We start from the raw sequence: 13,560 nt of genomic DNA on the forward strand, positions 1-13,560 counted from the left end.
GGCAAAGGCCCAGTTCCGCACATTGCGGCGCACCCCTCATCGGCACTCACATGCGCCCTTGACTCAGGCCGCCCTCTGGCTCTGTAATGCCTCCGCGAAACTCGAACGGATGAAATGGCGCGACCCCGCGTCCAGCAGACCCGACACGAAGCGAGGATCAATGACCGCCGACAATGCGCAAGCGGCTCCGACGCAGCTCTTTGACTTCGGGCTCGACTACATCCGGGTGCATTTCGGCAGCAACACCGCCCTGTACACGCAGCAGATGACACACAACGTGTACCGGCAGAACCCCGCCACCATGGTCGACCACATCCTCGGCTGCCTCGATCTCACGGGCCGGGAGGCGGTGCTCGACCTCGGCTGCGGCAACGGCTTCATCCTGCGCGACGTGGCGAGCCGGCTGCGCTTCGGCGGTCGGGTCGTGGCGGTGGACATCTCCCCCGCGATGCTGGAGCTGGCGAAGCGGAATGTGACCATCTCGTGGGCGCCGCTGGAGTTCATCGAGGGGCGGGCGGAGGACCTGTCCCGGTATCCGGACGGCACGTTCGACCGCGTCATGGCCAACTTCATCTTCCACTACATCGAGGACCCCGACCTGGTCTGCGGCGAGATCGCCCGGCTGGTGAAGCCCGGCGGGCACGCCATCGTGACGATCGAGGCCCGACACTCGATGCCGGAGATGTACCAGATGCACTTCGACGCGATGGAGAAGGTCGGGTTCCCCGCCGAGTTCATCGCGCGCCTGCCCCGCGCCCGGCGCGGCAAGATGGTGCTCGACAACGCGCAGGAGATCCTGTCCCGGCACTTCAGCGCCGTCGAGGAGCGGCCGTACGTCGACGCGCTGCGGTTCGAGTCCGCCGAGCCCTACATGACGTTCTACGCCACCGGGCACAAGTTCTGCGGCGCCAGGGCGATGGCCGGAGACGACTACCCGGAGTCCATGTTCGACCAGCTTCACGCGGAAGTCGAGGCCAAGGTCAAGGCACGTATCGCCGACGTCGGCTACTTCGAACTCAGCAAGCAGAACTCCGTGTTCGTCTGCTCCTGAGGAACGGGGACACCCGATGACCGCCGATTTCCTGGCCCCGCTGCGGGTCGCTCTGTTCGGCCTTCCCGGGGCCGGTAAGTCGACCGGCGCGGGCCTGCTCCGCGAGGCCCTGGCCGGGATGGGGCGCAACGTCGCCGTCGTGAAGACCGCCGCGCCGCTCTACGACGTGCAGGAACACTTCTACGGCCGGGCGGGGAGCGCACTGACCCCCGGTCAACAGGACGGCGCCTTGCTCAACTTCCTGGGCGCGCACTTCCGGCGGGCCGTACCTGGGTTCCTGCTGTCGGATTTCGCCGAGCGCTGCGGCACCGCGTTACTGGCGGGAGCGGACACTCTGCTCTGTGACGACGCCAGGCCGGTCGACCTGCCCGGCCTGGCGGAGCAGGGCTTCCGGATCGTCCGGATCACCGCGCCGGACGCGCTGCGCCGCGTACGGAAGTCCGGCCGCGGAGACCGCATCGCCGGGCAGGACGACCACCCCACCGAAGCGGGCGGCGAAGCGGTGGTCGCGGACTTCGAGATCGACAACGCGGGCACCGTCGACGACCTGCGGGGCCGGCTGGCCGACCTGGCCGACAAGCTGGCCGCGGAAAGCCTCGGGGGGAACCTCGGCGAAGGGCGCGACCAGTGGTTGGGCGGGCTCGTCGCCCGGGCCCGCGCCACCATATCCGCCCGGTACGTCGAGAACCGTCACCAGATCGGCGCGGTGCTCGTGGCCGGCGACGGTCGCGTCTTCACCGGCATCCACCTGGAGGCGATGGTCGGGCGGGCCTCGATCTGCGCCGAAGCGGTGGCGTTGGGCCGGGCCTGCGAGGCGGGCGCGACAGACCTGCGCATCGTGCTCGCCGTTCGGCATCCGAAGCCGTCGGAGCCGCACCGCGAGATCAAGCTGGTGCCGCCGTGCGGGCTCTGCCGGGAACTGCTCCTCGACTACGGTCCGGACATCCAGGTGGTCGTCGGCTCCGGTGACGACCACGAACTCGTCCGACTCGCCGACATGCTGCCGCACAAGTACGTCGGCACCAAGTGGGCGAATGTCAGAAGCAACGAGCGCACCGCGGGGACTGGTGACTGAATGGACACGTTCCGGGCCTTCATCGAGGCGGAGTTCCCCGACGCCGAGGTCAGCGAGCTGAGCGACTCCAACAATCTCGTGTACCGGGTGGCGACTCCCGGGCGGGTGGCCGTCATCAAACACGTGACCGACTCCGACATCCCGCTGGCCTACCTCGCCGCGGCCAACGACCGGCTCGCCGGGCTGGTGCCGGTGCAGCGGATCCTGCGGGTCTGGGAGGTCCGTGACGGGGCCCCGTTCGACGCCGTGCTCTCCGAATACCTGCCAGGTCGGGACCTCGCCTCGGTGCTCGCCGACGGGCAGGGCGTGCCGCCCACGCCGGACCTGGTCGGCCAGCTGTGCGCGTTCGCCCTTGCCTGCCGGGAACTGCCGGAGATGTACGACGGCTTCGGCCTGTACAAGCGAGAGCCGGTGCTGCTCGGCACCCACCGGGAGTTCGTCGAGCACTACGCCAACCGCTACTGGAGCAGGGTCCGCCCCTTCTACGACGGGACGAAGGCCGGCGCGGCTGTCGACGACTGGCTCACCGGCGGCTTCGCGGCGGCGGCCGCACGCAACCCCGCCCCGTTCCGGACCGTGGCGATCGACGCCAACCTGAAGAACTTCGTCGTGACGCCGGACGGCCGGCTGGTGGTGCTCAACGTCCCGATCGCCGGGCGGTCCACCCCGGCGCAGGCGGTCGGCGCGATCAGCGCCCATCTGCGCAACCGCCCGCAGCATGCGCCGTTCCTGGCCGCGGCGAGCCGGACCGTGTGCCCGGACGACGCCGAGCTGGTGCCCCACTTCGAACTCTGGGCACTGCTCGGCATCCTGTCGTTCTACGCGGTGCGGGAACCGCAGCGGCAGCACGAGTGGCGCAACTGGGGATCACCCGTCACTCTCGACGAGGACTTCCGGGCCCTGGTGGAGAGCAACCTCGCGACACTGGTGGGTCGATGATCCTCACCGGTTCCGCGATCACCGAGGCCGTCACGCGGGGCGACATCGTCGTTGACCCCTTCGACGAGGCCCGGGTCAACCCGAACAGCTACAACTACCGGCTGGGACCGGAGATCTACCGGGTCCGTTCCGGGCACGAGGACGGGGGCGGGCCGCAGCGGGAACGGCTGGAACCGACCAACGGCCGGTTCCTGCTGCGCAAGGGCTGGTTCTACCTCGGTCACACGCTGGAGCGGATCGGCAGCACCCGGTACGTCACCTCGCTGATCGGCCGCAGCTCGGTCGGCCGGCTGGGGCTGTTCGTGCAGCTCTCGGCGGACCTCGGACACTGCGGCGCGGTGCACCGCTGGACGCTCGAACTGCTACCCGCGCTGGACATCTACGTCTACCCCGGGCAGATCATCGGGCAGGTCTCCTTCTGGTCCGTCACCGGGGACGTCCTGCCCTACCAGGGCTGGTACGGGCAGCACGACCACCCGATGCCGTCGAAGCTGCACGTGGACGTGCGGGACCAGGTAGAGATACGGGGGTTGCGGTGATCCTCACGGGCCACGAGATCCGTCGTCAGGTCGAGGACGGTCACATCACGGTGACACCGTTCGACCCCGGGTGCCTCAACCCGAACAGCATCGACCTGTCGCTGGACGACACCATCCTGCGCTACCGGGATCCGATCATCGACCCCCGAGTGGAGCCGCAGGTCACCGAGCACAAGATCCCCGAGGAGGGGCTGCTGCTGGAACCGATGAGCTTCTGCCTCGGCTCCTCCCGGGAGATCGTCGGCAGCACCCGCTACGTGCCGATGGTGCACGCCAAGTCGAGCACCGCCCGCGCCGGCCTCTTCGTTCACGTGACCGCAGACCTGATCGACATCGGATCGATCGGGACCATCACCTTTCAGCTCTTCTCGACGCTGGCCCTGCGGGTCTACCCGGGGATGCGGATCGCTCAGATGAGCTTCTGGAAGCCGCAGGGGGAGATCACCCTCTACTCCGGCAAGTACCAGGGCTCGGCCGGCCCGCGCAAATCCATGATCTTCCGCGACCGGCACTGGGAGACGCTGCCGCTGTGAGTAACTCCCTCCGGGTACGGGCACGGGCACATACCGGCGCGGTCGGGTTGACCGCTCCGGCGGACGACCTGACCGGCCTCACCCCTCTGCTTCGCCCCTTCGTCGACCTCACCGCTGACGACGAGGCGGCATCGTGCCGGCCGTCGGTCCGGGTGGCCCGGGAGGTGCCGAGCGGGCCCGGGTGGCGAAGGGTCGTCGCGGTCTCCGCGTACGAGCCGGACCGGGTGCTCTGGGTCCACGACGACCGGCAGGCGATCACCGTGGTCGGGCAGGCGGGTGACTGGCGAGTCCAGCACCTGCTGCGCTCCGTCCGGCACCTGCTGCGGTGGCAGGCGTACGCCGCCGGTGACCTGCTGCTGCACGGTGGGCTGGTGACCGTTGGCGGACGCGGGATCGGCTTCGTCGGCGGCAAGCGGTCCGGCAAGACGTCGAGCATCCTCAGCGCGTTGCTGGCCGGCGGGGCAGCCTTCATCTCCAACGACGACCTGACCGTCGTCGAGGGGCCCGAATCCGGCCTGTTGGGCTACGGCTCACCCCGCACCGTCAACATCCGTACCGACTCGCTCCTGGCGCTTGCCCACTCGTACCCGGTGCTGGCCAATCTCGTCGCCGACGCCCGCCACCCGACCAACGCCTTCGAGGGACGGCACCGCACCGTCGAGTCGATCAATGCCGGCTCCGACCGCCTGCCCGGCTCCCTCTGGGTACGCGTCGCGGAGCTGGCGACGACCATCGGCGTCGACCTACGGGCCACCGCCCCCGTCGATGTCCTGGTCTTTCCCACCTTCACCGATCACGGCGGGCCGGAGCTGAGCCGGCTGGGCCGGGAAGCCGCAGCCGGCATCCTCGCCGAGCACGTCGAACGGCAGGGCACCAGGTACGACCCGTTCCTCGCCGACTGGTTCCCCCACACCGACGTGGCCCGGCGTGCCCGGCTGATCGACCGGCTCCTGGACACCGTGCCCTGCTACCGACTCAGGCAGGACATGCGGCGGTTGCCCGAGGCGACCGCGGTCCTCCTTCAGGAGATCGACGCGAGGGCCGTACCGGAATGACCAGCCCCACCGGCCCACTGGCTGCCGCCCTGGTCACCCACCCCGACGGTTGGGTCCTCCCGGCGCCCGACGGCGCGAACGGCTGGTCGCTGCCCACCGCCGTGCCCACGGCCGGGGAGACACCGCGCCAGGCCGCGACCCGGGCGGTCGGCGACGCCGTGGGCCTCACGCCCCGGCTCGGCGGCCCGCTCCTGCACGACGTGGTCGGAGCAGGGCTGACGGCCCACTGCTGATCTCCAGCAGACGACCACAGCAACAGCCGGCGGCCTCCAGCGCACGAAGGCAGAGAACGAAGACCGGTAGCTCATCGGCCTGCGGAGACGGGCGGAACGTCGGGTCAGGAAGCTGTGCCCGGTGGCCCACCGAGCTCACCGGGCAGCCGGCACGCCGCTCCCTCGGCGGACCGTCGGTGCAGGGCCTCGATGCGTCCGACATGCACGGCCACCGGCAAAGCCGTACGTTTCCGACCGCCACGTCCACCTCCTCGGCGTGGGCCCGAACGTCGCCCGGCGCAGCAGGTACGTCACCGCTTCGCGCTGCGTCACGTGCACCGGCGGTAGGGCAGCAGTGTTCGACGACGGTGGGGTGGGACGTGGATCGCGTCCGGGTCCGCCCTTGCGTCCGGACCGGCGGACCGGTATACATTCATCAACTTAATAGTTAAGTTTGTTAAAAGTTGGAGGTGGGCGCGTTGCGCACACGGACCTACCAGTGGCTCGGCAGCGCCGTCGTGGGCCTGCTGGCCGCGGCGACGGCGCTGGTCGCGGCCCCCGCCGCACACTCCGCCGTCGTCGACGACGAGGCGTGCCGGCCCGACGGGCTGTACCGCACCCCGGGCGTGGCGGTGCCGTACTGCTCCGTCTACGACACCGACGGCCGGGAGAAACTGGGCAACGACCACTCCCGGCGGGTCATCGGCTACTTCACCAGCTGGCGCACCGGCCGCAACGGCGCACCGGCCTACCTGGCGCACCAGATCCCGTGGGACAAGATCACCCACGTCAACTACGCGTTCGCCCACGTCGACGCCGCCAACAAGATCTCCGTGGGCGACCCGCAGGCGGCGAACAACCCGGCCACCAACATGACCTGGCCGGGCGTGGCCGGCGCGGAGATGGACCCGCAGTACGCCTACACCGGACACTTCAACCTGCTCAACAAGTACAAGAAGCGGCACCCGAACGTCCGTACGCTGATCAGCGTCGGTGGATGGGCCGAGACCGGCGGCTACTTCGCCGACGACGGCACCCGGGTCGACGCCGGCGGCTTCTACCGGATGACCACGACCGGCAGCAACACGGTCAACACCGCCGGCATCACCACCTTCGCCGACTCCGTGGTCACCTTCCTGCGCACCTACGGCCTCGACGGCGTGGACATCGACTACGAGTACCCCACCTCGAACAACAAGGCCGGCAACCCGCTGGACTTCGCCCAGGCCGACGCCAAGCGCGCCGGGCTCAACGCCTCCTACCAGGTGCTGATGCGGACACTGCGGGAGAAGCTCGACGCGGCCGCCGCCACGGACGGCAAGCACTACCTGCTCACCGTGGCCGCCCCCGCCTCCGGCTGGCTGCTGCGCGGGATGGAGTCGCACCAGGCGTTGCAGTACCTCGACTACGTCAACATCATGTCGTACGACCTGCACGGCTCCTGGAACCACTTCGTCGGCCCCAACGCCGCCCTGTACGACAACGGCGACGACGCCGAACTCGCCGCCGGCGGGGTGTACGGGGCGTACGGCAACATCGGCTACCTCAACACCGACTGGGCATACCACTACTTCCGCGGGGCCATGCCCAGCGGGCGGATCAACATCGGCGTGCCCTACTACACGCGCGGCTGGCAGGGGGTCACCGGCGGCACCAACGGGCTGTGGGGCCGCGCCGCCCTGCCGGATCAGACCAAGTGCCCGCCCGGCACCGGCGCCTCGATCGGCTCCACCACCCCGTGCGGCAACGGCGCGGTCGGCATCGACAACCTGTGGCACGACCTGGACGACGCCAGCAGGGAGGTGCCGGCCGGCGCGAACCCGATGTGGCACGCCAAGAACCTGGAGCAGGGCATCACCGGCGACTACCTGTCCGCGTACGGGCTGACCCCGGCCACGGACCCGGCCGACCGGATCGCCGGCAGCTACACCCGCCACTACTCCTCGGCGCTGGTCGCACCGTGGCTGTGGAACGCCCAGAAGAACGTCTTCCTGTCCACCGAGGACGAACAGTCCCTCGGCGCGAAGGCGGACTACGTGGTGGACAAGGGCATCGGCGGGGTGATGATCTGGGAACTCGCCGGCGACTACGGCTACGACTCCGCCAAGGGCCAGTACGGCATCGGCAGCACCCTGACCAGCCTGCTGCACGACAAGTTCACCACCGCCCCCGCGTACGGGGCGCGGCGCGCCACCACCACCCTGCCCACCCGGACGATCGCCGTGAGCGCGTCGATGGGCGGCTTCGCCCTCGGCGACAGCAACTACCCGATCAACCCGGAGCTGCGGCTGACCAACAACAGCGGCAGCCCGATCCCGGCCGGTGCGCAGCTGGAGTTCGACTACCCGACCACCACGCCGACGCTCACCCAGCAGTCCGGCTGGGCGCTGACCACGGTCTCCACCGGGCACACCGGCAGCAACGTCGGTGGGCTCAAGGGCGTGCACCACCGGGTACGCCTCACCGTACCGGCCGCCATCGCCCCCGGGTCGTACGCCGAGGTGACGCTGAACTACCAGTTGCCGATCTCCGGCCCGGCCAACTTCACGCTCGCCTTCGGCGGCCAGACGTACGCGCTGGCCAGCGACTTCGCCCGCGGTGGCGTGGCGGTGACCCCGAGCCCGAGCACCTCCGGCTCGCCGGGTGGCGGCAGCTGCACCGCGCCCGCCTGGGCGGCCGGCACCGCCTACTCGGGCGGGGCGCGGGTCTCGTACGCCGGGCACACCTGGAGCGCGAAGTGGTGGACGCAGGGTGAGACGCCCGGCAGCGCCGCCGTCTGGGCCGACGAGGGCGTCTGCGCCGCGCCGTCGCCGACCGCCTCCCCGACCAGCTCGCCGACCGCCTCCCCCACGGTCAGCCCCTCGCCGACCGGTGGGGCGTGCACCGCGCCGGCCTGGTCGGCGGGCACCGCGTACTCCGGCGGGGCGGTGGTCTCGCACGACGGCCACCGGTGGACGGCACGCTGGTGGACCCAGGGCGACGTGCCGGGGGCCAACAGCCAGAACGTCTGGACCGACAACGGGCCCTGCTGAACGCCTCGGGGTGGGCGCCGCGGCGACGGCGCCCGCCCCGACGAGCCGCCGCCGCGGTGTCACGGCATGACGAGGCCGCCGTCGACGGGAATGGTCGCTCCGGTCACGTACGACGAGGCGTCGCTGGCCAGCCAGACCAGCGTGGCGGCGAGTTCCTCGTGCTCGCCGAGGCGGCCGGCCGGGGCCAGCGACTTGACCATCTCGAAGGTGCCCGGCTCCAGCTGGTCGCTCATCTCGGAGGCGAAGAAACCGGGGGCGATGCAGTTGACCCGGATGCCCTTGCGGCCGGTCCACTGGGCGGCCAGGTCGCGGGTCAGGCCGATGACGCCAGCCTTGCTGGAGGCGTATGCGGCCTGCGGGATGCCGCCGGGGCGCAGGCCGATGACGCTGGAGATGTTGACGATGGCGCCGCCGCCGGTGGCCGCCCGGGCGAACGCCTGGGCCATCCAGTAGCTGCCCATCAGGTTGACGTCGACGACGGAGCGGAACTGCTCCGGGGTCTCCCGGGTGGCGGGCACGGCCGTGCCGACCCCGGCGTTGTTGACCAGCACGTCCACCCGCCCGAAATGCTCGATCGCGGTGGCGATCAGCGCTTCGCAGTCCTCGGGCCGGCTCACGTCGGTGGCGCGGGCGGCGTACCGGCGGCCGGCTGCCTCGACCAGCGCGCCGGTCTGTGGCAGTCGCTCGACGCGGCGGGCGCCGAGCACGACGTCTGCGCCGGCCTCGGCGAGCGCGCGGGCGAACGACACGCCCAGGCCGGAGGAGGCGCCGGTCACCACGGCGACCTTCCCGTCGAGCCGGAACCGGTCCATCACGCTCACCCTGGTGCTCCTCACGGTCTTTGTGCCTCTGGACGTCATACCGACCAGCCGGTATGTTCAGCGTCCGGCGACGGTAGCGAGCCGCCGACACGCGCGTCAATGGGGAGACAGCCATGGACTTCGAACCGACCGCCCGGGCCACCGAGCACCTGAAGCGGCTCCAGGAGTTCATGGACGAGCACATCTACCCGGCCGAGGCGGTCTACGCGGCCCAGCGCGCCGAACTCGCGGCGGCCGGCAACCGCCACCACCTGCCCGCCGTGGTCGAGAACCTCAAGGCCGAGGCCCGCCGCCGAGGGCTGTGGAACCTCTTCCTGCCCGACGTCTCCGGCCTGACGAACCTGGAGTACGCCCCCCTCGCCGAGCTGATGGGCCGCTCCATCGAGCTCGCCCCCGAGGCCACCAACTGCGCGGCGCCGGACACCGGCAACATGGAGATCCTGCACATGTTCGGCACCGCCGAGCACCAGGAACGCTGGCTGCGTCCGCTGCTCGACGGCGAGATCCGCTCCGCCTTCGCGATGACCGAGCCGGACGTCGCCTCCAGCGACGCCACCAACATCTCGACCCGCATCGAACGCGACGGCGACTCGTACGTGATCAACGGCCGCAAGTGGTGGACCACCGGCATCGCCGACCCCCGCTGCCAGATCATGGTCGTGATGGGCAAGACCGACCCGTCCGCCGAGAAACACCGGCAGCAGTCGATGATCCTGGTGCCGGTCGACACCCCCGGCGTGCAGGTGGTGCGCTCGCTGCCCGTCTTCGGCTACCACGACCAGCACGGCCACGGCGAGGTCGTCTTCACCGACGTCCGGGTGCCCGCGTCGCACCTGCTCGGCGAGGAGGGCAGCGGCTTCGCCCTCGCCCAGGCCCGGCTCGGCCCCGGCCGCATCCACCACTGCATGCGCGCCATCGGCCTGGCCGAACGCGCGCTGAGCCTGCTCGTGCAACGCGCCACCACCCGGGTCGCCTTCGGTCAGGAACTCGCCCGACAGGGCGTGGTCCAGCAGCAGATCGCCGAGTCGCGGATGGCCATCGAGCAGGCCCGGCTGCTCACCCTCAAGGCCGCCTGGATGATCGACCGGTACGGCGCGAAGAACGCCCGCACCGAGATCGCCGCCATCAAGGTCATCGCTCCCCGGGTGGCCCTAGAGGTGCTCGACCGGGCGATCCAGGTGCACGGCGGCGCCGGCGTCTCCGACGACTTCCCGCTCGCGGCGATGTACGCCGGCGCCCGCACCCTGCGCATCGCCGACGGACCGGACGAGGTGCACGTGCGCGACGTGGCCCGCCGCGAGATCCGCCGGCAACTGGAGTCGCGGTGACCGCAGCGGGCACCGAGCCGCTCACCCGGCGGCGGGCGCCGCGCGGGTCGGCCCGGCGCAACATCGTCGCGGCGGCCACCGAGCTGTTCGCCCGGCGCGGCTACGAGGCGACCAGCGTCCAGGAGATCGTCGCGGCGGCAGCGGTCACCAAGGGCGCCCTCTACCACTGGTTCGGCTCGAAGTCGGAGCTGCTGACCAGCATCTACCGGGAGCTGCTCGCGGAGCAGACCGCGCGGCTGCGCGAGATCGCCGACGGCCCGGGACCGGTCGGGGAACGGCTGCGCGCCGCCGCCGCGGACGTCGTCGAGCACACCGCCGCGCACGTCGACGAGCTGACCGTCTGGGCCCGCTCGGCGCACCTGATCGACGGGGAGCACGCCGACGCCACCCGCCGGGAGCGCCGCCGCTACCACGACCTGTTCCGCGACCTGGTGCTCGAAGGGCAGCGCGCCGGCGCGGTTCGCACCGACGTCTCCGCAACAGTGATCACCCACACCTTCCTCAGCGCCCTGGGCAACACGCACACCTGGTTCCACCCGGACGGGCCACTGACCTTCACCGAGGTCGGCCACCAGCTCGTCGCGCTGTTCGTCGGCGGCCTGCGACCGCCCGAAGAGTCCTCCTCCCCCACGCCCGCCGGCACGGCGGGTGACCGGTCCCGGTCGACCGCATGAGCCAGGAGCCGACCGCCGGCCCCGTCCGGGCCGACCTGGGCGAGGTCCTCCGGCGGCAGGCCGGGTTACGCGACGAAGCCCGCGCCGAGGCGACGGCGAAGCGGCACGCGGCGGGCCGGCGCACCGTACGGGAGAACCTCGCGGACCTGGTCGACGACGGCACCTGGCTGGAGTACGGCGGCCTGGCGGTGGCCGCCCAGCGTTCCCGCCGGCCACTCGCCGACCTCGCCGAGGCGACTCCCGCCGACGGCGTCGTCGTCGGCGTCGGCCGGGTCGCCGGCACGCCCATCGGCGCGGTGGCGTACGACTACACCGTCCTCGCCGGCACCCAGGGCGTCACCGGTCACCGCAAGACCGACCGCCTGCTCGACGTCGCCGCACGCGAGGGACTGCCGGTCGTCGTCCTCGCCGAGGGCGGTGGGGGCCGGCCCAGCGACACCGACCACCCGACCGTGGCGGGCCTGGAGCTGACGACCTTCGCGTCGCTGGCCGGACTGCCGTCGCTGCGGATCGGGATCGCGGCCGGCTGGTGCTTCGCCGGGAACGCGGCACTGCTGGGCATGTGCGACGTCACCGTCGGCGTCACGGGCGCCAGCATCGGCATGGGCGGACCGGCCATGGTGGAGGCGGCCGGGCTCGGCGTCGTCGCCCCGCAGGACGTCGGCCCGCTCGACGTGCACCTGGCCAGTGGCGCCGTCGACCTGCACGCGGCCGACGACGCCGACGCGGTACGCCTGGCCCGCACCGTGCTCGGCCTGGCCACCGGCGAACCGACCGAGGGACGGCACGCCGACCAGCGGCAGCTGCGCGACGTCCTGCCGGAGAACCGACGCCGCGCCTACGACGTCCGAACCGTCCTGCGCCTGCTGTTCGACCTCGACTCCGTGTTGGAGCTGCGGGAGCGGCACGGTCGGTCCCTGGTGACCGCCCTGGCCCGGCTCGCCGGTCGTCCGGTGGGCGTGATCGCCAACAACCCGCTGCATCGGGCCGGGGCCATCGACGCCACCGCCGCCGGCAAGGCCACCCGGTTCCTGCGGCTGTGCGAGCGGATGAACCTGCCCGTGGTCAGCCTCTGCGACACCCCGGGCATCATGGTCGGCCCGGACGCCGAGCGGACCGGGCTGGTCCGCGCGGTGGGCGACCTGTTCGCCGCCGGCGCGTCGCTGCGTACCCCGCTGGTGACCGTCGTGCTGCGCAAGGCGTACGGGCTCGGCGCCATGGCGATGGCCGGCGGCAGCTTCCACACCACCCGCCTCACCCTCGCCTGGCCGACCGGTGAGGTCGGCGCGATGGGCCTGGAAGGCGCGGTGCGCCTGGCGCACCGCCGGGAACTGGCCGCCATCGCCGACGACGCCGAGCGCGAACGCCGGTACGACGAACTGGTCGCCCTCGCCTACGAGCGCGGGCGGGCGCTGTCGGCCGCGGCGAGCTTCGAGCTCGACGACGTCATCGACCCGGCGCAGACCCGGGACCGGCTGCTCGCCGCGCTCTGCTGAGTCGCCGTCACCGGGGTGGGCGGCCGCGCGGCCCGCCTGCCGGGTGTTCCGCGCCGCCGGTTGCTCAACGACGGGTGCCGGACGACGTGGGGACGCTCACCCGCACCCGCTCGTCCTCAGGGCGGCTGTCGATGTCGTCGAGCTGCTCGCAGATGATCCGCCGCAGGTCGTCGTAGTCGCGGAAGTAGTAGTCGTTGAACAGCGTGTAGCCGGTCCACATCAGGTTGGCGCAGACCCGCGCCGGCACCCGGCCCGTCGCGGCGCCCATGCCCACCAGTGCCACCGACCGGATGCTGCCCGGCTCCTTCTCGTTCTGCACGTGGACGGCCTGGAACGCGGCGGCGCACGCCAGCGCCACGTTCAACGTCTCGCTGACGTTCTGCGCCGACTGCTCCATCGTCGGCGCAGAGATCAGGAAACTCGGGTTGGTCGCCCCGGACGGCACGCAGACGGCGCTGCCCACCGGCAGCGATCCGCCGAACTGGTCGCGGATCGCCCGCTGGACGCGCAGCTGGATCCCCGCCCCGAGGTGCCGCTTGACGACCGCGTCGACGCCGCCGTCCATCCGGCCACGGGAGTTGGTCGGGCTGACCCAGGCGTCAGCCTGCCGGGTGAGGATCGAACCCTTGTGGATCTCGACCTCCGGGGTGTCGGCGAACGCCGCCCGCCACGCCTGCACGACCCGCGCGTTGACGTCGGTCAGCACGACCTTGAGCTGCGGCTTCTCCCGATCGATGATCATGGCTCACTCCGGTGGTGGGATGGGGTGTCTCCGACGTGGATCACGCTATCGACCCCCACCGAC

Annotated in this window: 13 protein-coding genes; 11 read left to right on the top strand and 2 right to left on the bottom strand. The window is 71.4% G+C overall.

What is annotated here, in order from left to right; genetic code table 11:
* Nucleotides 1-160 precede the first annotated feature (160 nt).
* The 8 genes from GA0070560_RS14035 (at nt 161) to GA0070560_RS14070 (ending at nt 8,436) form a co-directional block, all read left to right on the top strand.
* Complete coding sequence (locus GA0070560_RS14035) at nt 161-1,051, top strand: class I SAM-dependent methyltransferase (protein ID WP_170839394.1); 891 nt, start codon at nt 161-163, stop codon at nt 1,049-1,051.
* A gap of 16 nt (nt 1,052-1,067) precedes the next feature.
* Nucleotides 1,068-2,126 carry a cytidine deaminase gene (locus tag GA0070560_RS28695; protein ID WP_170839395.1) on the top strand — a complete coding sequence of 353 codons (1,059 nt, stop codon included), beginning with the start codon at nt 1,068-1,070 and terminating at the stop codon, nt 2,124-2,126.
* Nucleotides 2,127-3,065 carry a hypothetical protein gene (locus GA0070560_RS14045; RefSeq protein WP_091296267.1) on the top strand — a complete coding sequence of 313 codons (939 nt, stop codon included), beginning with the start codon at nt 2,127-2,129 and terminating at the stop codon, nt 3,063-3,065.
* On the top strand, nt 3,062-3,604 hold the full coding sequence (locus GA0070560_RS14050) for a dCTP deaminase (protein ID WP_091296270.1): 543 nt from the start codon (nt 3,062-3,064) through the stop codon (nt 3,602-3,604). Before GA0070560_RS14045 ends, GA0070560_RS14050 begins: the two co-directional genes overlap by 4 nt.
* Nucleotides 3,601-4,137: a dCTP deaminase gene (dcd, locus tag GA0070560_RS14055; protein ID WP_091296273.1), complete on the top strand. Its 537-nt coding sequence runs from the start codon at nt 3,601-3,603 to the stop codon at nt 4,135-4,137. The genes GA0070560_RS14050 and dcd overlap by 4 nt, the downstream gene beginning before the upstream one ends.
* Nucleotides 4,134-5,192, top strand: a complete 1,059-nt coding sequence (locus GA0070560_RS14060) for a hypothetical protein (protein WP_139131492.1) — start codon at nt 4,134-4,136, stop codon at nt 5,190-5,192. The genes dcd and GA0070560_RS14060 overlap by 4 nt, the downstream gene beginning before the upstream one ends.
* On the top strand, nt 5,189-5,425 hold the full coding sequence (locus GA0070560_RS14065; RefSeq protein ID WP_091296280.1) for an NUDIX hydrolase: 237 nt from the start codon (nt 5,189-5,191) through the stop codon (nt 5,423-5,425). The genes GA0070560_RS14060 and GA0070560_RS14065 overlap by 4 nt, the downstream gene beginning before the upstream one ends.
* Before the next feature lie 458 nt (nt 5,426-5,883).
* Nucleotides 5,884-8,436 carry a glycosyl hydrolase family 18 protein gene (locus tag GA0070560_RS14070; RefSeq protein WP_091296282.1) on the top strand — a complete coding sequence of 851 codons (2,553 nt, stop codon included), beginning with the start codon at nt 5,884-5,886 and terminating at the stop codon, nt 8,434-8,436.
* Between the two features lie 59 nt (nt 8,437-8,495).
* Here GA0070560_RS14070 and GA0070560_RS14075 read toward each other — a convergent pair whose 3' ends face one another.
* Nucleotides 8,496-9,248 carry an SDR family NAD(P)-dependent oxidoreductase gene (locus tag GA0070560_RS14075; RefSeq protein WP_245675515.1) on the bottom strand — a complete coding sequence of 251 codons (753 nt, stop codon included), beginning with the start codon at nt 9,246-9,248 and terminating at the stop codon, nt 8,496-8,498.
* Nucleotides 9,249-9,370: 122 nt separating this feature from the next.
* Here GA0070560_RS14075 and GA0070560_RS14080 point away from each other — a divergent pair, with 122 nt between their 5' ends.
* Genes GA0070560_RS14080 through GA0070560_RS14090 form a run of 3 tightly spaced genes read left to right on the top strand, consistent with a single transcriptional unit; the run spans nt 9,371 to nt 12,755 of the window.
* Nucleotides 9,371-10,585, top strand: coding sequence for an acyl-CoA dehydrogenase family protein (locus tag GA0070560_RS14080; RefSeq protein WP_091296287.1), 1,215 nt, complete (start codon nt 9,371-9,373; stop codon nt 10,583-10,585).
* Nucleotides 10,582-11,259, top strand: a complete 678-nt coding sequence (locus GA0070560_RS14085; protein WP_091296289.1) for a TetR/AcrR family transcriptional regulator — start codon at nt 10,582-10,584, stop codon at nt 11,257-11,259. The genes GA0070560_RS14080 and GA0070560_RS14085 overlap by 4 nt, the downstream gene beginning before the upstream one ends.
* The gene (locus tag GA0070560_RS14090; protein WP_091296292.1) at nt 11,256-12,755 is read left to right on the top strand and encodes an acyl-CoA carboxylase subunit beta; all 1,500 of its coding nucleotides are present in this window, start codon (nt 11,256-11,258) and stop codon (nt 12,753-12,755) included. Before GA0070560_RS14085 ends, GA0070560_RS14090 begins: the two co-directional genes overlap by 4 nt.
* Nucleotides 12,756-12,819: 64 nt before the next feature.
* On the opposite strand, the gene GA0070560_RS14095 is transcribed toward GA0070560_RS14090, so the two are convergent.
* A complete protein-coding gene (locus GA0070560_RS14095) occupies nt 12,820-13,497 on the bottom strand; it encodes a macro domain-containing protein (protein WP_091296295.1) in 678 nt (225 codons plus the stop codon).
* Between the last annotated feature and the right edge of the window lie 63 nt (nt 13,498-13,560).

Origin of the sequence: Micromonospora halophytica, from assembly GCF_900090245.1 — a bacterium.
GTDB lineage: Bacteria > Actinomycetota > Actinomycetes > Mycobacteriales > Micromonosporaceae > Micromonospora > Micromonospora halophytica.

Bases quoted from the DNA above. Each gene is read 5' to 3' on its own strand.
- GA0070560_RS14095 (WP_091296295.1), bottom strand. From the start codon at position 13,497: ATGATCATCGATCGGGAGAAGCCGCAGCTCAAGGTCGTGCTGACCGAC.
- GA0070560_RS14065 (WP_091296280.1), top strand. From the start codon at position 5,189: ATGACCAGCCCCACCGGCCCACTGGCTGCCGCCCTGGTCACCCACCCC.
- GA0070560_RS14035 (WP_170839394.1), top strand. From the start codon at position 161: ATGACCGCCGACAATGCGCAAGCGGCTCCGACGCAGCTCTTTGACTTC.
- GA0070560_RS14045 (WP_091296267.1), top strand. From the start codon at position 2,127: ATGGACACGTTCCGGGCCTTCATCGAGGCGGAGTTCCCCGACGCCGAG.
- GA0070560_RS14075 (WP_245675515.1), bottom strand. From the start codon at position 9,248: ATGGACCGGTTCCGGCTCGACGGGAAGGTCGCCGTGGTGACCGGCGCC.
- GA0070560_RS14050 (WP_091296270.1), top strand. From the start codon at position 3,062: ATGATCCTCACCGGTTCCGCGATCACCGAGGCCGTCACGCGGGGCGAC.
- GA0070560_RS14080 (WP_091296287.1), top strand. From the start codon at position 9,371: ATGGACTTCGAACCGACCGCCCGGGCCACCGAGCACCTGAAGCGGCTC.
- GA0070560_RS28695 (WP_170839395.1), top strand. From the start codon at position 1,068: ATGACCGCCGATTTCCTGGCCCCGCTGCGGGTCGCTCTGTTCGGCCTT.
- GA0070560_RS14090 (WP_091296292.1), top strand. From the start codon at position 11,256: ATGAGCCAGGAGCCGACCGCCGGCCCCGTCCGGGCCGACCTGGGCGAG.